The sequence below is a fragment of the Mycolicibacterium hodleri genome, assembly GCF_025822245.1.
GTDB classification, from domain to species: domain Bacteria; phylum Actinomycetota; class Actinomycetes; order Mycobacteriales; family Mycobacteriaceae; genus Mycobacterium; species Mycobacterium hodleri.
Genome location: NZ_JACKTL010000059.1, coordinates 75,419 through 95,871, shown reverse-complemented (window position 1 = coordinate 95,871; position 20,453 = coordinate 75,419). Strand labels below are relative to the sequence as shown.

Genomic DNA, 20,453 nt, shown 5'->3' with positions numbered 1-20,453 from the left:
CGACAAACCCACCTTGTGCCCGACCACCCGCGCACCCTCGGCCACCCGCTGACGAATGTTCAACAGCTGAATCTCATAAGCGTCGACCACGTCGATCTCGGCGTACCGATCAGTCAACGGCGTCATCGGCACCCTGCCCCGCTCAGCCTCGGCCAACTCCGCGGCCAACTCGGCACGGATCGTCGGAGCCAGCGTCACGCCTTGCCCCTCATTGCCTCGAGGCCGACCCCACCGAGTGAATCGACACTCGACTCGGCGTTGTGGGCGTGCGCGAAGTGGTGCAGGCCGAACGCTGCGTCCATTCCGTTACGCAATCCCATCTGGTCTTCGCACTGGTTGACAGCCTTCTTGGCGAGCGCGAGACCGAACATCGGCATGGCCGCGACGCGCGAGGCCAACGCCACCGTCTCCGCCGCGAGTCGCTCGCGCGGCACCACGTGGCTCACCATGCCCACTTCGTGGGCGCGTTGGGCCGTGAACCGGTCACCGGTGTACAGGATCTCCTTGGCGAATCGCGTTCCCAGCACCCACGGGTGCGCGAAGTACTCCACCCCCGGTATTCCCATCCGCAGCACGGGATCTGAGAAGAACGCGTCGTCGGAGGCGACGATCAGGTCGCACACCCAGGCCAACATCAAGCCGCCTGCGACACAGGCACCCTGGACCATGGCGATCACCGGCTTGGGGATCTCGCGCCAGCGGCGACACATGCCCAGATAGACCTCCGCCTCCCGTGCGAAACGCTGGTCTCCCCCCGACCTGTCCACGTGATCCCACCACAGCACGGCCCGGTTGTCGTAGCGCACGTGATGATCGCGTTCCGGTGTGCCGATGTCGTGGCCCGCACTGAAATGATCTCCGTTTCCGCGCAATACGATGACGTGGACGTCGGCGTCGTCGACGGCTCGGGTGAACGCCGCGTCCAGTGCGTAGGTCATCGCCGAGTTCTGCGCATTGCGGTATTGCGGCCGGTTCATGGTGATCATTGCCAGTCCGTCGGTGACGGAGTAGGTCACCACATCGTCGTCGCCGTGCACTGAAGCCCTCTCGTCCAACATGATTCGCGTGTCGGATCATGTTGACTCGGGCGCGGTGCGCGGTGCGCTGGTTCGTCCGCTGACCGGACGTCGGCTAGCTCACACGACGACGAGGCCGAGGCTAGATGGGATCGAACGACGAGATGAGCCATCGTCCGTCGACCTTCACGAGACCCACGAGGACACTGCTGGCCGCCTGCACGGGATCGGGACTGTCACGACTGACGGTGACCTGGTTGAGGAAGACCAGGACCTTGGCGTCGTTCGGATTCACCTCGGCGGGGGCCGCACGCACGACTGTCGCGGTGGTCCGAACGTCGCGCTGCTTGGTGGCCGGAGCGACGATCTGTTTGGCGAATTCGCCGTAGTAGGTCAGGAATTCGCCGGTCAGATTCGATTGTGCCGCCGCGAGATCGGCATCCACCGTGTCGGGTGCATAGGACAGGAGCGCCACGCTGCCCTTGGTCGCCGCGTCGACGACGTCGCTGGTGGCCGCCGCGGTGAGCTGGTCGGTCCGGTATTGCCCGAAGTACAGCCAGGACGCCGTCGCGGCGGACGCCACCAGCGCCAAGCAGATCGCCAACGCGCGCCAGTGCGCGAGAAGCCCTCCGGCCCGGTGTCGTCGCCGTTCGGAGGACTCCTCGTCCGAGCCCTCCTGGGTGGACTCCTCCGCGGCCGATTCGGCCTCGACGGCGTCCCCATCGGGAGTGTCGTCGTCCAGCTCGTCGACGTCGGGCAGGTCGGTCTTGCTCTCGAGCACGCTCATGGAACGAAATCCACCTTCGACATCTTGATCTGTCCACCGTCACGGACGACGTCCACACTCAGCCGCCACGTTCGCGGCTGTTGGTTGGCGCCGGCGGTGTTGTTGATGGTCGTGGCCGCGGTGACTAGCACCACCGCCGAATCCTCCGACATGGATTCGACGGCACTGGCCTTGACCGACGCCGTCGTCACCGACTTCGATTCCTTGGCGACATCGACGAATTCCTTTGCGCTGTTCTGGAAGTCGTCCCGGAACTGCCCGGTGGAACTGTCGATGATCCGTTGGACGTCCTCCTGCGCCTTCGAGCCGTCGATCGACATCAGGGTCACCACGGCCTGCCGTGCGGCAGCGGCGAACTCCGCTCGTCGCTGCTGCTCCTCGCCCACCCGTTGGTGGTGCCAGAGCAGGTATCCGCTCGCCGCCACCAACGCGCACGTCGCAACCACGGCAATGCTGGCTAGCACCGTCGCGAGCCGTGGTCGGCGCCACCGACGCGTGCTCGTGACCGCGCCGTCGGGTTCGGATTGCGCTTCCTGATCCGTGGCGGCAGACCCGCGCAGCTCGCGGGCACGCGCCCTCGCTGCCGCGGCAACCTCTTCGGCCGCCGTCGCCTCGGCATCGGCTCGATCCGCGAGATCCTGGGCGTCGATTCCCTCGTCCGGCATCTCGTCGAGACGGTCGCCCTCGAGGGTCGCGCTGGGGTGCTCGACGGCGTGCATCACCGACATCCTCTCTCCTACGGGTGGCACACCCTGGGGAGGTCCATCGGCGGGCAGCCCGTGTTACGCGACGCTAAACCGGGATGCCACCGGAAAGCCGAGATGCTCCCGTTCAGTGGTCGCATCCGACCACGTCGGCGTCGACGGGTCACCAATGCCGCACGGAACACAACGCGCCGTGTGCACCGTCGGCCGTCGCCACCAGGGTTCCGTCGACCGCCAGCTCGCACCGAACGGTGACCCCCGCCGGCGACGAACCAATGGTGGCCGCCACCATCGCCCACTGATCGGGGTTCACCAGCGACACTTCGCGAACCCACGACTGGCCCGGCCCGACCGAAGCCTCGTCCTTGGGGCTGAATTCATAGGGGTTGTGGCTGTAGTCGGCCCACGTCGGCGGGTCGACGTCGCGGTAGTAGACGTCGACCTGCACGGGCTGATCGGCCGTCACGGTGTATGTCACCCGGTGCGACGGCAGTTCATCGCCGCGTGCCGTCGGCGCCACGACCACCAGCACCAGGGCCGCCGGCCCCAGAATCGTGATCGCACGGCGAACGCGACCGGAGAGCACGTCGGTCGCGCTCATGCGTCGCCACGCACCCATCGAATCGCGCCGTCGACGGCGGCGCAACTGAGGAACAGGCCGTCGGGAGCCTGTGCGACACCGTTCAAATAGCCTGCGCAGTCGGCATTCTCGTCCTTCACCCCCGCCATTGGTGGCGAGCGGAAATACCGCGGGCCATAGCGCCGCGGCGATCCGCAGAACACCAATCGACCCCACGAGGTGGTGCCGAAGACGTAGTAGGCGGTGTCGGGACACCCCGCGCCGAGCACGACGCCCCCGGTGATACCCGGCACGCACGACGGTTCGTTGCACTCCTCTGGTGCCGCGGATGCCGTCCCCGGCGAGAGCATGCCCGCAAGCAGCAACCCGGATAGCAGCACCGACATCGAACGCACGGCGTCACTGTGACACGTCGTCGACCCGACGGTTCCAGAATGCCCACCAGGTGGGAGTGTGGCGGCCCAACTCCGAGCAAACGTCGGACAGTGAGTGCGACAGCTGAGGAGAAGCGATGCGGGTTTCGAGTGTTCTGGCGGCGATCTGCCTGAGCGCAGGGGCGGTGGTGGCAGCCGACCTGCCAGCGAGCGCGAGCCCCGCGGACTGGGGCCTCAACGGCACCTACGTGGCCACGTCCAACGGAGAATGGGCCAAGGTCAACGACGTCTTCCGGGACCAGACGAGTACCCGGAGCACGTGGACCATCACCTCGACCTGCAGCTACCCCGGCGAGTGCACGGGCACGGTCACCAGCGACTGGGGCTGGACGGCGCCGATCTATCAGAAGAGTTCGGTCTGGTACCTCAAGCGCACCATCGACGGCTGGCAACCGTGTCCCGACGGCAGCTCGGCCTCGGGGCTACAGGTGTACCGATTCTTTGCCTCAGCGCCCGACGGCAGCACCGCTGAGCCGGGCTCGTCGACGCTGATGGGCGATGACCAGACCACCGGGATCAGCGGGTCGTGCGGCAGCAGCAAGGTGGTCTTCATCAGCATGCCGTTCAAGCTGGTCAAGGCCAATTAGTTCTTCCCCAAACGGTTTCAGCCTGGAAGCAGGTCCTTCCACGACCTCGGTGCCGCGTGCGGCACCAGATCGGACTGCCGGTACACCTTTCCGTCGGACGCCGCGTACTGACCTGTCTGAGGGTCGTACGTGGCGAACGCGACCGACGGCCGGACGGGACCACCACCATCGAAAGCGCTTGGTGCAACCGACGGTTCGGCAGGGTCCGACGGCACGGGAGTCGGCGTCGCGGGCGGCATGGGAGTCCCCTGCAACGGACCGAAGGTGTTGGAGTCGCGACCGGCGCGGTCGTCGGGCGGAATGCCCTGGGCGATCAGATTGGGGTCGATCGGATACGGGCCGAGCGCGTGCTGATGCATCGCAAGCGGCTCATAGGGCTTGTCGCTGTCGCAGATCTCCACGGTGGGCGCCCGCTTTCCCGGCTTGCCCATACACGGGTAGTTGCGCGCACCGCGCACCCCGATTGGTGAGTCCTGGGGAAGCTTGCAATACAGCCCGTCGGGGGTGTCGATCTCGGTGGTGTCCTCCGGTGAGCGCCACATGTTGGGCGGCAGGAACCCCACCGTGCAGGCCGGCGGATCACCGATGTTGAGGGTGAAGTCGCCCAGGGACATGCCCGTGGGGTTGTTCTTCGGAGCACCGTAGGCCTGCGTCGAGGCGACGGTGGGCGGCAACAACACCAGCAGCTGCTCGAGGGACGGATGATACGTCACCCCGACCTGGCCGAGCGTCCGGAGGTTGGCCAGCAGCAGCGGCAGTGTCGGCTTGACCTGATCCAACAATCGGGACGCCTCGTCGGCGGCACCGGGCCCCTGCTGCAACACGTTTCGCACCTGCGGATCGTTGGCTTCGAGCTGCTCGGTGATCCCCCGCAGACTGCGTGCCCACGTCCCGATCGCGTCGATCGACTGTGCCTGACCGTCGAGCAGCGGTCCGCTGTCGTCGATCAACGACCGCGTCTGATCAGCCACGCCGTTGACGTCACCGATCACGCGCGACGACGAGTCCAGCAGCGATCCGAAGTCGTATCCGGCCCCGTTGAAGGCCCGGAACGTCTCGTCCAGCAGCGGGCTGATCTTCTCGGTCGGGATGCTGCCGACGAGCGCGCTGACCTGATCCAACATGGGTCCCACGGCCTGCGGGATCGAGGTGCGATCCACCGGGATGGTCGCGCCGTCTTCGAGGAACGGCGAGGAGTCGGCGACCGGTTGCAGATCGACGTATTGTTCGCCCACCGCCGAGACGCTGAGCACCGCGGCATGAAGGTCGACGGGGATTCGGGGTGAGGTGTTCAACGACAGTGTCGCCGTAGCACCCTCACGCGTCGCTGCCACCTCGGTGACCTTGCCGATCTGGACGCCCCGATAGGTGACGTTGGAGAACCGGTAGAGGCCTCCGGTCGCAGGCAGCTTCAGCGTGACCGTCATTCGCCCGATCCCGAGCAGGGTGGGCGCCTGCAGGTATACGCCGATCATCACGGCCAGGCCGATCACCGACACGGTTGCAAACAGTGCCAACTGAATTCGAACGAAGCGCGTCAGCACTAGTTGCCGCCTTCCACGGAGGGCGTGGGTTCGGGAGCTGGAACCACGGGTTGAGGGTCGGCGGTTGACGTGGGCGGCGGGGCGTCGACCGGGGCGGCGGACTGCTGGGTGACCGGCTGCGGCGGGTCGACCAGCGGAGGCATTTCGGCGACCGCAGGTGGCGGTGCCGTGACCGGAGCGTTCAGCGGGTCCTTGGTGTAGTTGGCGTAGAACGGATCCCCCGGTGCCGGCACCAGGGGCGCGCCCTCCTGGCCGAACCTGGTGCCGAGGAACAGTCCCCTCTTGAGTCGCGGGATCGTGAAGTCGAAGGTGATGAACTCGTTGAGGTAGTCACCCCTGATGGCCCGGTCGATGAAGTTCTGCGGGTACGGGTAGGTCGGCACGTAGGCGAGGTCGGTGCCCAGGCTCGGTCCCACGTCGGCCAGTGCCTTCACGGTGGGTTCCAGGTTTCGGAGATTCTGCACCAGGTCGGCCTGCGTCGCGTTGACAACCCCGGTTGCCGTGTTGCTGAAGACCCGGAACTTCTCCAGGGCGGTGGTGATTCGCGGCCGTTCCCTGTTCAGCACGTCGAGCGCCGGCGGAATCCGCTTCAACGCCTGGGTGATCACGTCACTCTGGCCGGCCATGGTGCCGGCGAGTCTGTTGAGCGCCGAGATGGAGGCGACGACGTCGTCCCGCTGCCTGTCGAATACCCCGAGGAAGTCGTTCAGCCGGGTCAACAGGTCGCGTATCCGATCCTCGCGGCCGTTGAGCGCGGCGTTGAACTCGGTGACGATGTCACCGATCTTGCCGAGTCCGCCGCCGTTGACGATGACCGAGAGCGACGAAAGCGTCTGTTCGGTCGAGGGATACGTCATCGACCGGTCCAGTCCGATCGTGGCGGCGGGCGCCATCTTGCCGGCTGGCAGTTGTCCCACTGGAGGATTCAGAGCCAGGTGCATCGACCCCAGCAGGCTGGTCTGTCCGACGGAGGCAACCGCGTTGCTCGGGACGACGACGCCGGGCTCGACCGAGATCTCCACGTCGGCGTGCCAATTCCGGACCGTCATCTTGCTGACGCTGCCCACGACGACGTCACTGATGAGGACGGGTGAGTTCGGTTCCAACGTGCCGACGTTGCTCAGTTCGACGTGGTAAGTCGTCGCACCCTCGCCGCGTCCGACGGTGCCGGGCAGCGGCAGCGAGTTGAGGCCGTTGAACGAACACCCACTGGCGGCGAGCACGATGCAGGTCGTCGAGGCCACGACGCCGATGAGTGAGCGCCCCCTGATCACGGTGTGCCTTCCGGGGCCGGTGGGGCCTCGGCGGGAAGCAGGATGTCCTGCAGGTTCGTGGGTGTCTGGGCGGGTGGCGCGGCGGGTACCCCGGGTGGGATCGGTGCTCCCCGGAACAGCCCGGGCGACGGATCGGCGGGTAAACCGTTGGGCGCGTAGGCCCCTGGCGGGCCGGGAGGCGCGCCCCATCCCGGCGGGGGTGGCACGTCGCCCGCTCCGGTGTAGGCCGACACGGCAGGCGGAATGCCCGGCAGGTCTGGGCTGCCGCCCGCACCGCCGGGTGCGAGATTGGGGTCGGTATAGGCGAGATTCTCCGGACTCGGTGACTTGCGCAGATAGGCGTTGAACGGGAAGGGCAGATAGTTGAAGTTGATGAGACGCAGCGCCGGGCCGAGGTACTGAGCGCACAGCTTCGAGGTCTCCGACGCGGTGACGTTCTTCACCGCCGCGATGGCCGAGCACACCACCGCGACGGGGTTGGAGAAGTTCGACAGCGCGAAGGCGCCGACAGCGGTCCCGCTGTCCGGGTTGTAGATGTTGTAGCCGTTGGCAATCGCGTTCGGGGCGACGTGGAGAACGTTCTCGAGCGCCGTCCGGTTGTCGACGAGGTTTTGAGTCACGTTGTTGAGACGCTGGAGCTGCTCGGAGGTCTGGTCCCGACTTCCGGCGATGAATCTCTTCACGTCGACGACGGCCGCGCTCAGGTTCGTCAGAGCCGCGTCGAGATCATTCCGGCTGCCGTCGACCACGCTGGTGACACTGGCCAGCCGGTCCTGGAACTGAACGATCTGAGTGTTGCTGTCGCGCAACGCACCGACGAAGGTCTGCAGGCTCTTGATGATCTCGACGACGTTGCCACTGCCGTCGGCGAGGATGCGGCCGACACCGGAGAGTTGGGCGATCGCCTCCCTGAGTTTGTCTCCGTTGCCGTTCATGGCGTTGGCGGCACTGTCGATGAATCTGTTCAGAGAGGTACCCGAGGCGTCCTTGACCGGACCCAGATCGGTGGCCAGTCGCATCAACTGGTCCTTGACCTGATCCCACTCGACGGGCACCGCGGTGCGTTCGACACCGATGCGTGCACCGTCGGCCATGGTCGGCCCGCTGTCCTCGTAGGCCGGTGCCAACTGCACGTAGCGGGCTGCGACGAGGTTCTGCGCCATGATGACGGCCTTGGCGTCGGCCGGGATCGGCACTCCGTGATCCACGGCAAGAGTCAGTTTGGCTTGGGCGCCTTGCGGTTCGATCGATTCGATGGTGCCGACCTTGACCCCCGCGACCCTCACCTCGTCACCCGGATAGATCGACGTTGCCGACGTGAAGTAGGCGGTGATCGTGGTAGGTCGGAACAGGGCGTCGTGCAGCACCACTGCGGTGCCGGCGACCAGCAGGGCCGCCAGCACGATGGCCAATGTCCGCCTGTTGCACGCCGTGGTCGCGGCGATCATCGACTGCCTCCTGGAATGCCGTTGTGGGGCCAGGGGAACTCCGCGCGCGGGCCCGCATTGTCTGGCGGCTGCCCGGCGTTGACACCGCGGCGGAATCCGAAGGCGTAGTCGAGAAAGGGTTGCAGGGTCTGCGAGGGGATGAGATTGCCGACGAAGGCGTTGTAGTAGAACCCGTTGCTCACCGATTCACCCTGTGTCACCTGATATTTCGCCAAGCCCTTGAGCGCCTTGGCAATGTTGTCGCGGTTCTTCTCGAGCATGGCCGTCACCGAGTTCAGCTTCTCCAGCGTCGGGGCCAACTCCGCTTCGTTGTCCGCCACCAGACCGGACAGCTGCTGAGACAATGCCGACGTGTTGGCCAGCAAGTTGACGATGGCGTAGCGGCGTTCGTCGAGCACACCGAGCAGATCGTTCGCGTTGAGCAGCAGGGTGTTCACCTGCGCGCTGCGCTGCGACAGGATCCCCGTGACGTCGGCGGCACTCTTCAGCAGAGCGCCGAGGGATTCGTTGCGGCCGTTGAGCGTTTGCGACAGACGGGTCAGGCCGTCGAACGTCGGCCCGAGCTGGGGCGCCACCCGGTCGATCGTGTCCGACAATGTGTCGAGGGATTGGGTGAGAGACGCCGTGTCGGTCCCCGCGGTGTTGGTGGTGAAGTCGCTGACGGCATTGGTCAACGAGTACGGCGACGAGGTGCGGGTGACGGGAATGGTGTCCGCCGCGTGCATGGTGTCCGCCCCCGCCGGTTCCAGGGTCAGCATCCGCGCTCCGAGAACGGTGGCCGTCCTGATGTGCGCGGTGGTCTCCGTGCCGAGGCGCACGGTGCCGTCGAGGGTGAACCCGACCAATGCCTTGCCGCGGCTGAGCTCGACGCTCGTCACCCGGCCCATCGTCACTCCGGAGACCTTGACGTCGTTGCCCGCCGTGAGGCCGCCGGCCTCGGTGAAGAGTGCGCGGTAGTGCACCGACGTCGCCCAGGACGTCAGCGTCTGTGGTTGCAGACCCACCGCGATCACCAGGACGATCAGTACGACACCGATGAAACCGGAGCGAACGAGCTTGGATCCCTTGTACTTCAGCATCAGGGCTCCCCGCATCGGCCGGTGTTTTGCATGATCCAGGGGAAGTACGCGGTGCGGCCCTGCAGGTCGGTCACCCGCACGTTCAATCCGCAGAGGTACTGGTTGATGAAGCTGCCGTAGGAACCGAGCCGCACCAGCTTGCGGTAGTTCTCGGGCGCCTTCTGCAAGGCAAGGTCCATGCGCGCCTTGTCGTCGTCGTTGGACAGCAGTGGCGCAACCCGGGTGAGTTGGTCGACGGTGCCCGACAGCGGAGGCCGGGCCTGGGTCAGTAGGTCGGCGATGGAGGCCGTTCCGGAGTCGAGCGCGGTGATGGCGTCGCCGATGGGGTCGCGGTCACGGGACAGGCCGGTGATGAGCTGTTCGAGCTTGTCGACCGCGCCCGAGAACTGGTCGCCGTCCTTGGCGACGACGGCCGTCACCTGCCGCAGGTTGTCGATCAGTTGCTGGACCGTCTGCCCGTTGTCAGCCAGCTCCTTGGTGAACGACGAGGTCTGGGCCATCAACGACTCAACGTTGCCGCTCTGCCCCTGCAGGATCTGGATCAACGAGTTGGTGAGCGCATTGACGTTTTGCGGGTTGAGACCTTGGATGACCGGTTTCAGCCCACCCAGAAGCAGGTCCAGATCCAGGGCGGGCGCGGTCCGATCGAGCGGGATCTGCGAGTTCGGCGGCAGGATCCTGGTCGACCCTGGGCCGTCCAGCAGGTCGAGGTAGCGATTGCCGACCAGGTCGAGGTAGCGCACGGCCACCTTGGTCCCCGTCGTCAATGCGACGGTGCGGTCGGCGTCGAAGTCCACCAGGACGTCGTTGTCACCCTGCAGCGCAACCTTGTTCACCGTGCCGACGCGGATGCCGGCCACCCGCACCGAATCACCGGACTTGAGGCTGGACGCATCGGCGAACACCGCGGTGTAGGTGTTCGTCGAGCCGGTGCGGTACTGCCCCAGGATGACGAAGAGCGCGGCCGTCAGCACCACCATGACGAGGCCGAAGACGCCGAACTTGATTGCCGTTCCTCGAGATGCGGTCATCCCGGCTGTCCAACCTGTGCGGTGTTGCGCGGCGGACCGTCGAGAGGCCCGAACAGTGCTTGCTTGAGCGCATCGGAGTTCAACAGAATTCCTTGGTTTCCGTATTGCCCGGGGTTGGCGTCGATGTCGGCGACGACGAACGGCGGCCGCTTACCGAAGCCCACGTTGGGAAGGTCCATGCACTGCGGTCCACCCTTGCCCGCCACCTTCGGCAAGTTGCCGGGGTAGCGGTAGCGCTCGGTGCCCAGGAGGAACGAATCGAGCAGCATGATGCCCGGTAGCGGCTGAGGTGGACCGGTCGCCAGCGGTTCGAGACCGCCGAGGGCGCAGGTGATGGCGGGGTTGTACTGGTTGGTCAACGCGGTGGTGGGCAGCAGCAGGTGCAGAACCTCGGCCAGGGGCTGGCCGTTGGTCGACAGCACGTCGTTGCCCATGTCGGCCAACCCAATTGCGCTGACCAGCAGGGCATCGAGATCGGCTTGGCGATCGACGAGCGTGTCGCTGACGCGGGTCGTGTGGTCGACGGTGGCGACGAGGTCGGGGGCGGCGTCGGCGTAGGCATTGATCACCGAGGGCGCCACCGCGATGTCGTGACTCGTGTTGGGCAGGCTGGGGTCGAGCTTGACCAGCAGCGCATCGAGATCGCTGAGCGTCTGCCCGAGCTTCTCACCGCGACCGCCGAGCGCCTGCCCGAACGCACCCAGGGTCTCGTTGAGCTTCTCGGGTTGGATCTGCGAGAGCACCGACACCAACTGCTGGAACACCGTGTTGATCTCCACCGTGACGTTCTTGGCGGCGAGCACCTGCCCGGCGTACATCGATTGCGGCGACGGATCTGGAGGCGGCACCAACTGGACGAACTTGGAGCCGAACACCGTGGTCGAGGCGACGTCGACGAGTGCGTTGGCCGGAATGATCGAGAGCTGGTCGGGATCCATGGCGAGGTGGATCGCGGACTGGCCGTCGGGAAGCGATTCGACGGACACCACCTTCCCGACCTGTGCCCCGTGCAGCTTGACCTTGGCATCTGGGCCCATCACCAGACCGGCCCGCGGCGAAAGAACAGTCACCGGAACGGTTTTCGTCACACCGCCGCGAAATAGCACGACGGCGCCGGCGATGATCGCGGCGATGACCACGATCGTGGCCAGCCCCACGAGGGGACGTAGGTAGTCACGCGACACGGTGGCCTCTCAGCCCGACAGATTGAAGTTGCCGTTGGCGCCGTAGACCGCCAGCGAAATGAGCAGGGTCACCGAGACCACCACGATCAACGACGTACGCACGGCGGTTCCCACCGCGACGCCGACGCCGGACGGGCCGCCGGTCGCGAAGTATCCGTAGTAGGTGTGGATGAACAGGATGGCCAGCGCCATCAGCACGGCCTGAAGGAATGACCACAGCAGGTCGATCGGGTTGAGGAACGTCTCGAAGTAGTGAGCGTAGAGGCCGGCGGACTGGCCGAGCAGCACGACGGTGGTGAACTGGCTGGCGAGGAACGAGAGGATGACGGCGATCGAGTACAGCGGGGTGATGGCGATCATCCCGGCCACGATGCGGGTGCTCACCAAGTACTCGATCGGACGGATGCCCATCGCCTCGAGCGCGTCGATCTCCTCGTTGATGCGCATGGCACCCAACTGCGCGGTGACGCCGGCCCCGAACGTGGCCGCCAGCCCGATGCCCGCGACGATCGGCGCGGAGATGCGCACGTTGATGAACGCCGCCAGGAAACCGGTGAGCGCCTCGATCCCGATGTTGCCGAGCGAGCTGTACCCCTGAACGGCCAGCACCCCGCCGGTGGCGAGTGTGAGGAACCCGACGATGACGACGGTGCCGCCAATCATCGCCAATGTTCCTGCACCCATGCTGATCTCGGCGATGAGGCGGATGATCTCGCGGCGGTAGCGGGTGGCGGCGAACGGGGTGGCGGCCAGCGACCTGCCGTAGAAGAGGATGTGGTCACCAAGCGCGCCGAGCGCCGACACCGGCCGGCCGACGCTGCGTACCAGTCGTGGGTAGGTCGCCCGCAGAGTCGTGGCGGCGCTCATTTCGACGTCATCTGGATGCCGATGGCCGTCACGACGACGTTGACCACGAAGAGGGCCATGAAGGCGAAGACGACGGTCTCGTTGACGGCATTGCCGACGGCCTTGGCGCCTCCCCCGGTGATCGTCAGCCCGCGGTAGCACGCCACCAAGCCGGCGATCAGACCGAACAGGGTGGCCTTCACGCACGAGATGATCACTTCGGGTACGCCCGTCAGCAGTGTGATACCCGCTGCGAAGGCGCCGGGATTGACGTCCTGGACCAGGACGGAGAAGAAGTAGCCGCCCATGATGCCGATGATGCACACCAGGCTGTTGAGCAGGAGGGCCACCAGACCGGAGGCCAGCATCCGCGGGGTGACGAGGCGCTGGACGGGATTGATGCCGAGCACCTCCATGGCGTCGATCTCCTCGCGGATCGTCCGCGACCCCAGGTCGGCGCACATCGCGGTGGCACCGGCGCCGGCGACGATGAGCACGGTCACCAGCGGGCCGACCTGGGTGACGGCTCCAAACGCTGCCCCGGCGCCGGAGAGGTCGGCCGCGCCGAGTTCGCGAAGCAGGATGTTGAGGGTGAAGCTCACCAGGACCGTGAAGGGAATGGCCACCAGCAGGGTGGGAGCCAGCGATACCCGGGCGACGAACCAGGATTGGTCGAGCAGTTCGCGCCATTGGAACGGCCGTACGAACATGAACTTCACCGCGTCCACCGACATCGAGAACAGTCCGCCGACCGCCTGCATCGGAGCGTTGATGCTCATCCGGCCCATCGCTGCTCCCTTCCGACCGGCGCACGCTCTTCGGGCGTCCGTGTCTCGACGGGCAACCATCGCAGCACCGTGACCCGCGACACAGCGGCCGTCCCGCTTGATGGGAGACGCGTCTGAGGCGGTGGTCCGGCGAGTGTGACGGCGACCCGGCCACTGGGACGGCGGAGCCCGCCGATCGGACCTCGTGACAGGCTGGCATGCACCACGGCTCGAACCTCGGAGGGACCCATGACCCAGCCTTCAACGCAGACGACGACGGACGGCGATCGCGACGGTCTGCACGAAATCTCCACGCCCGCAGGGGTGTTGCGCTACTACGACGTCGGTGACGGGCCGGCGCTGCTCTTCCTGCACGGCTCGGGGCCAGGGGTCACGGGTTGGCGCAACTTTCGTGGAGTCCTTCCCACCTTCGCCCAAAGCTTCCGGTGCCTGATCCTGGAGTTTCCCGGCTTCGGCGTCAGCGACGACTTCGGCGGCCATCCCATGGTCACGGCCCAGGGCGTGGTCGCGCCGTTCCTCGATGCGCTGGAACTCGAGCGCGTGGACGTCGTCGGGAATTCGATGGGTGGCGGCGTCGGCGTCAACACCGCCATCCACCACCCCGAGCGGATCGGGCGACTGGTCACCATCGGGGGCATCGGCACCAACGTCTTCAGCCCCGGCCCGAGTGAGGGCATCCGACTGCTGCAGGAATTCACCGAGGATCCGACCCGCCAGCGGCTCGTCGACTGGCTCAACTCCATGGTCTTCGACCAGTCGTTGGTGACCGACCAGCTCATCGAGGAGCGCTGGCAGTTGGCGACCGATCCCGAGACTCTGGCCGCCGCCCGGCGCATGTACGGCAAGGCCGCGTTCGCCGCGATGATGGAGATGATGCGCTCTGCCGACGTGCCGATGCCGTGGGCGCAAATGCACAAGGTGGCCGCCCCGACCTTGCTGACGTGGGGGCGCGACGACCGGGTCAGCCCACTGGACATGTCCCTGATCCCGATGCGCACCATCCCCAATGCCGAGCTGCACGTGTTCCCCAACTGCGGACACTGGGCGATGATCGAGGCCAAGGAGGCCTTCGAGAGCACGGTTCTGGGCTTCCTCCAGCGCGGCTAGTCGCTGGCGCGGAACCTGCGGAATCGCCGCAGGTATCGAGGGGTCTCGGCCAGTGACGGCGCAGTGGGCCAGTGGTCGGAGCGGAAGTAGGCATCAGACCCCCCGTCGACGAATATGACGCTGCCGCAGAGGAACTCAGCAGCATCCGACAGCATGAAGACGATCCACTTGGCCAGCGCCGCAGGATCGCCGAAACCGCCGATGGGCACCGGAAACGTCCGGATGGCCTTGGCCTCCCGAGGGGTGGCCAGCTGCTCCTCCAACAGCCGCGTCATGATCGCCCCAGGGGCCAACGCGTTGAGCCGGATGCCCCGCCCGGCCCACTGCGGTGTCACTGCCTGGCGCCGCACCCACCGGCTGACCGCGATCTTCGATGCCGCATACGCCATGGCCGGCGCCGCGCGTCGAAAGAACCGGACCGCTCGCAGTGCCGCGTCCACGTCATCGGATAGCAGGGCACGCACGGCGCGACGCGGCACCATGGGCACGGTCGTCGCCGAATTGCTGCTCACGACGACCACTTTCGCGTTACCGGCGGCGGCCAGCGCGGCTCGCCAGGCCGATGCCAGTTCGACCACGCCGAAGTAATTCGTCTCGAGGATGAGCCGTGGCCGGCCGGGGTCCGGGGTGGGGCCGATGCCGGCGGCGAGCACGGCACCGTCGAGACGGTGCATCGCGGCCTCCAACACGGCGGCCGACGCCCGGGCCCGACCAACCGCCGTGGAGAGGTCGGCGACGACGTCCGCGTCACGCAGGTCGACCCCGATGACGGTGTGCCCGTCGGCCCGCAGCCGCTCGGCTGCCGCCCGGCCCATTCCCGATGCCGATCCGGTCACGGCGTAGGTACCCACGCGAACCTCTTTCCCTAGTCCATGCCAGCGGATGATCGTGCGTGCCTCGAGCCCTGCGGCCGTCGAGACCCCGTGCCATTCATCGTGGCTCGACCTCCGAGTCCAAGCGGCGGCCACCGACGCCCTCGGTCAACAGACCGTGCGCGTCGGGTCCGCCGTCGAGCAACCTGCTGGTGCGGGCGGTGATCAGCCACGTCCCGTCCCGGCGGTGCAGCTCGAAGTGATTGGCCGTGGCGCGCCAGACGACGTATTCGGTAGGTGCGCTGCGCCACGCCTCGCGGTCGACTCGATCCGGGTCGGCCTGGTCGGTGCGCAGCAGGACGAGGGATTCGCACACTGCCACGGCAGAATCGCCGGAGACGCTGACGACGGTCGGCCCGAGGAAGTGACAGCAGCCGCCCGCCACCAATTCACGGTGTGACGGCGAGCCGACCATGGCGCGAACGTCTGAACTGCTGTTCATGCGCCAGCCCTCGACGTCGTACCTTCCGTCGGTATCCCACAATGCCGCCGCGCCATCGGCGTCGGCCGAATCGACGAACGGTCCGTACGAGGCAATCAGTGCGCTGATCGCGCCTTCATCTTCGAGTTTCTGCAGCCGCGCCTCGAGCGCGACCAGATCGATGGCCATGGGCTTCCTTCACTCGATGGAGTTGGCGATGTCCTTCAGGAGACTCAGTTGGGCGCAGTAGTGCTCGGCGGAGCGCGCGGCGACGGTGCAGGTGACCACCGTCGCCCCGGCTGCGCTCACGTCGTGCAGGCATCGGCGGGTACCGCCGTCATCCTTCTCCGGGTCCAGCGGACGGCCGGTGCCGAGAACTACCTCCAACCCGGCCGGGGTTTCGACGTCGTGGAGAAGCCGTGCGATCTGCGATGCGTCGAGTCCGAACGGCATCCAGCCATCGGCGAACCGGGCTGCTCGCCGCAGCGACTGCACCGACCGGCCGCCCACCCAGATGGGTACCCGCGGCTGGACGGCGTGCGGCAGCACGGTCATCCCGGAAAAGGAATGGAACGGTCCTTCGTAGGCTGGCGACTCCGTCGACAGCGCCGCACGAAGGGCACGCAGTGCGTCATCGGCGCGGGCTCCGCGTTTGTCGAACCGGGCGCCCAAGAGTTCGAATTCCGCTGCCAGTGATCCGATTCCGACTCCGAGCACCAGCCTTCCGGAACTCACCCGATCCAACGTGCCGTACCGCTTGGCGATCTCCAGAGGATGGTGGTAGCCCAGCACGAGCACCGAGGTGGCCAGCTTGATCTTCACGGTGCGGGCCGCCAGGAATCCCAGGGTGGGCAGCGGATCCCAGTACACCGCGCCGCGGGTCTCGGCGTCTGCGCTTGGGATCGCCACGTGCTCGGAACAGGTCAGGAATTCGTACCCCAGGCGATCTGCGACGTCCGCGATCGATGCCAGATCCTCGATCGATGCGAAGCGTTCCCACTCCGAGGCGATGCCGGGAACCTGGACCACTACCGGACTGGACAGGCCGATCCGCATGCTACTTGCGGAGATTCACGAGCTCGCGGATGGCCTCGTGGGTTTCCAGCACGACACGGGCGCGGTCGGGGGCACTGTTGGCCACCGCACTCTTGGCGTTTCCGCCGGCAACGCGCACCGGCCCGTCGGCGATGTGGTCGAGACCCTCGCGAGCTACCTCGGTCGCGGTGTTGACCAGCATCCCGGGAGCGTCGAAGTTCAGGCCGATGCGTTCCATCGCCGGAGTGCGGGTCACCCCCAGCACGAGTTCGAGGACGTCGACGTCGTGCTCACGCAATTCCAGCCACAGGCTCTCGGCGAACATCCGAGAGAATGCCTTGGCACCGCTGTACACCGAATGGCGGTCGGCGCCCATGTATCCCGACAGCGACCCGACGATCACGATGCCACCGCGGCGGCGCGCAGCCATCGGTCGACCGAACATGTGGACAAGGCTCATCATCCGTGTCACGTTCAGGTCCAGGACCTTCTGGAAATCGGCCAGATCTGCCTCCAGGAACGGCTCGTTGCAGGTGCTGGCGCCGGCGTTGTAGATCAGGAGGCCCACCTCTACGTCAGCGGTGGCATCGGCGATCTGCGAAGTCGACGTCGGGTCGAGCAGATCGACTGCCACCTGCCGCACGTCGACCCCGAGATCACGGCACGTCTGGGCCGTCGTGGCCAAGGGGCCCGGCTTACGGGCGATGAGGACCAGGTTGAAACCGTCTTCGGCCAGCATCCGTGCGAACTCGGAACCCACGCCTTCCGAGCCGCCGGCGATGACCGCCCATGGCCCGTACTTGCTCGTGTCGGTCATGTCCTCGTACTCCTCGTCGCCCGGTTCATCACTCGTCGCTGCCCTCGGGACCCTGAGGAGCCTTGAGGAGGCGGAAACCCTTGTATCCAGCGGCGGCCACTTCGTGACAGATGTCGAGGTAGGCCGCGAACCCGCCGATGAACAGCATGAAGACCCGTGGTTTACCGGGCACGTTGGCTCCCATGTACCAGGAATTGGCCTGCGGAAACAGCGTAGCGTCCGCGCGTCTGTTGCATTCGACGATCCAGTCGTCCACCGCGTCCGGTTCGGCCTCCATGCCGGCGTAACCGTGCTCGTCGAGATAACCGATTGCGTCGGCGATCCAGTTCACGTGGGCTTCGGCGTGCAACACCATGTTGGCCAGCACCGCCGGTGCGCCGGGCCCCGACACCAGGAAGAGATTGGGGAACCCGTCCACGCCCAGGCCGAGGTAGGTCCGCGGTCCGTCGGCCCAGTCGTCGCGTAGCCTCTGTCCCCCGCGGCCGACGACGTCGATCTTGGCCAGTGTTCCGGTCATGGCATCGAATCCCGTGGCGAGCACGATCGCGTCGAGGTCGTAGTGCGCCTCGGTGGTCTTGATTCCCGTGCCGTCGATCGACTCGATGGGTGTCTTGCGGACGCTGACCAGCTTCACGTGGGGTCGGTTGAACGTCTGAAAGTAGTTGGTGTCGGTGCAGATTCGCTTCGTGCCGATGGGGTGGTCGGTGGGGATCAGCAGATCGGCGACATCCGGGTCGTCGATCACGGCGCGGATCTTCTCCTCGTAGAAGATGCGGGCCTGCTCGTTGGCGGTGCGGTCGGTCATCTGGTCGGCGAACGTCTTGGAGAACAGCACACCGCCGAGCTGCCAGCGAGTCTCGAAGGCGTCGCGCCGTTCCTCGGGGCTGGTGTCCATCGTCAACTTGGGGTGGGCCACGTGCGGCGACCCGCCGCCGCTGCGCCACGACAGCCGACGTCGCTCCGCGTAGTTGGCCTTCACCTCGGCGACGTCCTGCGGCGTCAACTCCCGGTTGCCCGCCGGGACGCTGTAGTTGGGCGTGCGCTGAAATACGATCAGCTCGTCGGCTTGGTCGGCGATGATCGGAATGGATTGGATGCCAGAGGATCCGGTGCCAATCACCGCTACCCGTTGACCGGTGAAGTCCACCCCGTCGTGGGGCCAGTGGGCGGTGTGGTGGATCTGGCCCTCGAAGGTGTCCAGGCCCGGAAAGTCGGGCGTCAGGGCCGCCGAGAGTGGGCCGGTGGCCATGATGACGAATCGGGCCCGCACCACCTCGCCGGTGTCGACGCGCACCGTCCACGTGGTGTCGTCCTCGTCCAGGGTGGCCGCGACGACCCTGGCGTTGAAGTCGATGCCGGAACGCAGGTCGAGGGTGTCTGCGACCCAGTTGATGTAGCGGAGGATCTCGGCCTGGGTGGCGTATCTCTCCGACCACGTCCACTTCTGCTGCAGTTCGTCGGAGAACGAGAAGCAGTAGTCGACGCTCTCTACGTCGCAGCGCGCACCCGGGTACCGGTTGAAGTACCAGGTGCCGCCGACCTCGGGGGCGGCTTCGAAGACGCGGGTGGTCAGTCCCCGGGTGCGTAGCCGGTGCAGCGCATACAGGCCGGCGAACCCCGCGCCGACCACCACGACGTCCACCGGTTCGGGCTGTCGCTCTGCGCTGTCGCTCACCCGCCCGAAGATAGGCAATCACCAAGGCCCTGCGGCCGGTGTTCCCGATGACCGGGCCGTTGGTGATGCCCGTCCCGACCATCGGGCGCACCGGTTGCGACTGCGGTGCGGGTGGCGACACTTGACCTTCACACCCACACCCACACCCGTGAGGATCGATGGCCGAGGCCACTAGTCGCAGTGTCATGGTGACCGTCACCGAGGTCGTCGACGAGACCGCCGACGCGCGATCATTGGTACTCGCCATCCCCGAGTACGCCCGGGACCGGTGGGTTCACCGGCCCGGTCAGTTCCTCACCCTGCGCGTGCCGAGTGATGAGACGGGCTCGGTCGCCCGCTGCTACTCGCTGGCCAGTTCGCCACACTACGATGCCGCACCCAAGGTCACGGTGAAGCGGACGAAGGATGGCTATGGGTCGAACTGGTTGTGCGACAACGTCTCCGCTGGCGACGTACTCGAAGTGTTGCCGCCCGCGGGCACCTTCACCCCCGACGACATGCACGGCGACGTGGCACTGTGGGCGGCCGGCAGCGGCATCACCCCGGTGCTGTCGATCCTGAAGTCGCTCCTGGCGGTCGGGACCGGACGCATCGCGCTGGTGTACGCCAATCGCGATGAGCGGTCGGTGATCTTCTCCGGCGAGCTACGCGATCTGGGGGACCGCCATCCCGACCGACTGACGGTGCTGCACTGGTTGGAGTCGGTGCAGGGCCTACCCTCGCACGCCCAGCTCGCCGGACATGCGGCGCGCCTGCGGGACCGGGACCACTATCTTTGCGGCCCAGCGCCATTCATGGCCACCGTGCAGAGTGCGCTCGGCGAGGTGGACGTCCCCCGCGCCCGGATCCACGTCGAAGTGTTCGCGTCGCTGTCCGGTGACCCCTTCGCCGTCCGCCTGCCCGTCGCCGCCGACGGCGACGGCGACGGCGCGTCGGAGCTGGAGGTGGATCTCGACGGCCACGTGCACCACCTGCGTTGGCCCCGGCAGTCCACCCTGGTCGAGGTGCTGTTGGCGGCCGGCGTCGACGTCCCCTACTCGTGTCGCGAGGGCCAATGCGGTTCGTGCGCCTGCACCGTCACCGACGGCGAAGTGGCCATGGAGCGCGCCGACATCCTGCAACCCGAGGACCTGGCGGACGGGATCGTCCTGGGATGCCAGGCGCGCCCGGTGTCCGACTGCGTCCGTGTCGAATTCTGACGTCGCGACTTTCTCAGTCCGCTGA

The 20,453-nt window shown here is 66.6% G+C and carries 21 protein-coding genes and 1 pseudogene; 3 read left to right on the top strand and 19 right to left on the bottom strand.

Annotated elements, in window-relative coordinates; genetic code table 11:
- The 6 genes and pseudogenes from H7J06_RS25145 to H7J06_RS25120 all read right to left on the bottom strand — a co-directional run.
- Positions 1 to 192: pseudogene (locus H7J06_RS25145) on the bottom strand (2-keto-4-pentenoate hydratase); the annotation flags it as partial.
- A gap of 2 nt (positions 193 to 194) precedes the next feature.
- Positions 195 to 1,058, bottom strand: a complete 864-nt coding sequence (locus H7J06_RS25140; RefSeq protein ID WP_264042116.1) for an enoyl-CoA hydratase — start codon at positions 1,056 to 1,058, stop codon at positions 195 to 197.
- Positions 1,059 to 1,158: 100 nt separating this feature from the next.
- On the bottom strand, positions 1,159 to 1,803 hold the full coding sequence (locus H7J06_RS25135; RefSeq protein ID WP_264042115.1) for a twin-arginine translocation pathway signal: 645 nt from the start codon (positions 1,801 to 1,803) through the stop codon (positions 1,159 to 1,161).
- Positions 1,800 to 2,531: an Rv1363c family protein gene (locus H7J06_RS25130; protein WP_264042114.1), complete on the bottom strand. Its 732-nt coding sequence runs from the start codon at positions 2,529 to 2,531 to the stop codon at positions 1,800 to 1,802. Before H7J06_RS25130 ends, H7J06_RS25135 begins: the two co-directional genes overlap by 4 nt.
- Positions 2,532 to 2,670: 139 nt before the next feature.
- On the bottom strand, positions 2,671 to 3,108 hold the full coding sequence (locus tag H7J06_RS25125) for an Rv2576c family protein (RefSeq protein ID WP_264042113.1): 438 nt from the start codon (positions 3,106 to 3,108) through the stop codon (positions 2,671 to 2,673).
- A complete protein-coding gene (locus H7J06_RS25120; protein WP_264042120.1) occupies positions 3,105 to 3,473 on the bottom strand; it encodes a hypothetical protein in 369 nt (122 codons plus the stop codon). The genes H7J06_RS25125 and H7J06_RS25120 overlap by 4 nt, the downstream gene beginning before the upstream one ends.
- Positions 3,474 to 3,598: 125 nt before the next feature.
- On the opposite strand from H7J06_RS25120, the gene H7J06_RS25115 reads away from it, so the two are divergent.
- Complete coding sequence (locus H7J06_RS25115) at positions 3,599 to 4,108, top strand: Rv2253/PknI dimerization domain-containing protein (RefSeq protein ID WP_264042112.1); 510 nt, start codon at positions 3,599 to 3,601, stop codon at positions 4,106 to 4,108.
- 17 nt (positions 4,109 to 4,125) lie between these two features.
- Here the strand turns inward: H7J06_RS25115 and H7J06_RS25110 are convergent, their stop codons facing one another.
- Genes H7J06_RS25110 through H7J06_RS25075 form a run of 8 tightly spaced genes read right to left on the bottom strand, consistent with a single transcriptional unit; the run spans position 4,126 to position 13,302 of the window.
- Positions 4,126 to 5,652 (bottom strand): MCE family protein, encoded by a 1,527-nt coding sequence (locus H7J06_RS25110; protein ID WP_264042111.1) that lies wholly within the window; start codon positions 5,650 to 5,652, stop codon positions 4,126 to 4,128.
- A complete protein-coding gene (locus H7J06_RS25105; RefSeq protein ID WP_372515407.1) occupies positions 5,652 to 6,926 on the bottom strand; it encodes an MCE family protein in 1,275 nt (424 codons plus the stop codon). The genes H7J06_RS25110 and H7J06_RS25105 overlap by 1 nt, the downstream gene beginning before the upstream one ends.
- A complete protein-coding gene (locus tag H7J06_RS25100; protein ID WP_264042109.1) occupies positions 6,923 to 8,374 on the bottom strand; it encodes an MCE family protein in 1,452 nt (483 codons plus the stop codon). Before H7J06_RS25100 ends, H7J06_RS25105 begins: the two co-directional genes overlap by 4 nt.
- Positions 8,371 to 9,453 carry an MCE family protein gene (locus H7J06_RS25095; RefSeq protein ID WP_264042108.1) on the bottom strand — a complete coding sequence of 361 codons (1,083 nt, stop codon included), beginning with the start codon at positions 9,451 to 9,453 and terminating at the stop codon, positions 8,371 to 8,373. Before H7J06_RS25095 ends, H7J06_RS25100 begins: the two co-directional genes overlap by 4 nt.
- Positions 9,453 to 10,484, bottom strand: coding sequence for an MCE family protein (locus tag H7J06_RS25090; protein ID WP_264042107.1), 1,032 nt, complete (start codon positions 10,482 to 10,484; stop codon positions 9,453 to 9,455). Before H7J06_RS25090 ends, H7J06_RS25095 begins: the two co-directional genes overlap by 1 nt.
- On the bottom strand, positions 10,481 to 11,668 hold the full coding sequence (locus H7J06_RS25085; protein WP_264042106.1) for an MCE family protein: 1,188 nt from the start codon (positions 11,666 to 11,668) through the stop codon (positions 10,481 to 10,483). Before H7J06_RS25085 ends, H7J06_RS25090 begins: the two co-directional genes overlap by 4 nt.
- Before the next feature lie 9 nt (positions 11,669 to 11,677).
- Positions 11,678 to 12,535, bottom strand: a complete 858-nt coding sequence (locus H7J06_RS25080) for an MlaE family ABC transporter permease (RefSeq protein WP_264042105.1) — start codon at positions 12,533 to 12,535, stop codon at positions 11,678 to 11,680.
- Entirely contained in the window at positions 12,532 to 13,302 is a 771-nt protein-coding gene (locus H7J06_RS25075; RefSeq protein WP_264042104.1) for an MlaE family ABC transporter permease, read from the bottom strand. The genes H7J06_RS25080 and H7J06_RS25075 overlap by 4 nt, the downstream gene beginning before the upstream one ends.
- Positions 13,303 to 13,530: 228 nt before the next feature.
- Between H7J06_RS25075 and H7J06_RS25070 the strand changes: the two genes are divergently transcribed.
- The gene (locus tag H7J06_RS25070) at positions 13,531 to 14,409 is read left to right on the top strand and encodes an alpha/beta fold hydrolase (protein WP_264042102.1); all 879 of its coding nucleotides are present in this window, start codon (positions 13,531 to 13,533) and stop codon (positions 14,407 to 14,409) included.
- On the opposite strand, the gene H7J06_RS25065 is transcribed toward H7J06_RS25070, so the two are convergent.
- From H7J06_RS25065 to H7J06_RS25045, 5 genes are all read right to left on the bottom strand, one after another.
- Positions 14,406 to 15,260, bottom strand: coding sequence for an SDR family oxidoreductase (locus tag H7J06_RS25065; protein ID WP_264042101.1), 855 nt, complete (start codon positions 15,258 to 15,260; stop codon positions 14,406 to 14,408). The two genes, H7J06_RS25070 and H7J06_RS25065, sit on opposite strands and share 4 nt — an antisense overlap.
- Before the next feature lie 79 nt (positions 15,261 to 15,339).
- On the bottom strand, positions 15,340 to 15,891 hold the full coding sequence (locus H7J06_RS25060) for a nuclear transport factor 2 family protein (protein ID WP_264042100.1): 552 nt from the start codon (positions 15,889 to 15,891) through the stop codon (positions 15,340 to 15,342).
- Between the two features lie 9 nt (positions 15,892 to 15,900).
- Positions 15,901 to 16,758: an LLM class F420-dependent oxidoreductase gene (locus H7J06_RS25055; RefSeq protein WP_264042099.1), complete on the bottom strand. Its 858-nt coding sequence runs from the start codon at positions 16,756 to 16,758 to the stop codon at positions 15,901 to 15,903.
- Position 16,759: 1 nt separating this feature from the next.
- The gene (locus H7J06_RS25050) at positions 16,760 to 17,554 is read right to left on the bottom strand and encodes an SDR family NAD(P)-dependent oxidoreductase (protein ID WP_264042098.1); all 795 of its coding nucleotides are present in this window, start codon (positions 17,552 to 17,554) and stop codon (positions 16,760 to 16,762) included.
- 28 nt (positions 17,555 to 17,582) lie between these two features.
- Positions 17,583 to 19,229, bottom strand: coding sequence for a flavin-containing monooxygenase (locus H7J06_RS25045; protein ID WP_264042097.1), 1,647 nt, complete (start codon positions 19,227 to 19,229; stop codon positions 17,583 to 17,585).
- Positions 19,230 to 19,387: 158 nt separating this feature from the next.
- Between H7J06_RS25045 and H7J06_RS25040 the strand changes: the two genes are divergently transcribed.
- Entirely contained in the window at positions 19,388 to 20,428 is a 1,041-nt protein-coding gene (locus H7J06_RS25040) for a ferredoxin--NADP reductase (RefSeq protein ID WP_264042096.1), read from the top strand.
- The last annotated feature ends 25 nt before the right edge of the window (positions 20,429 to 20,453 follow it).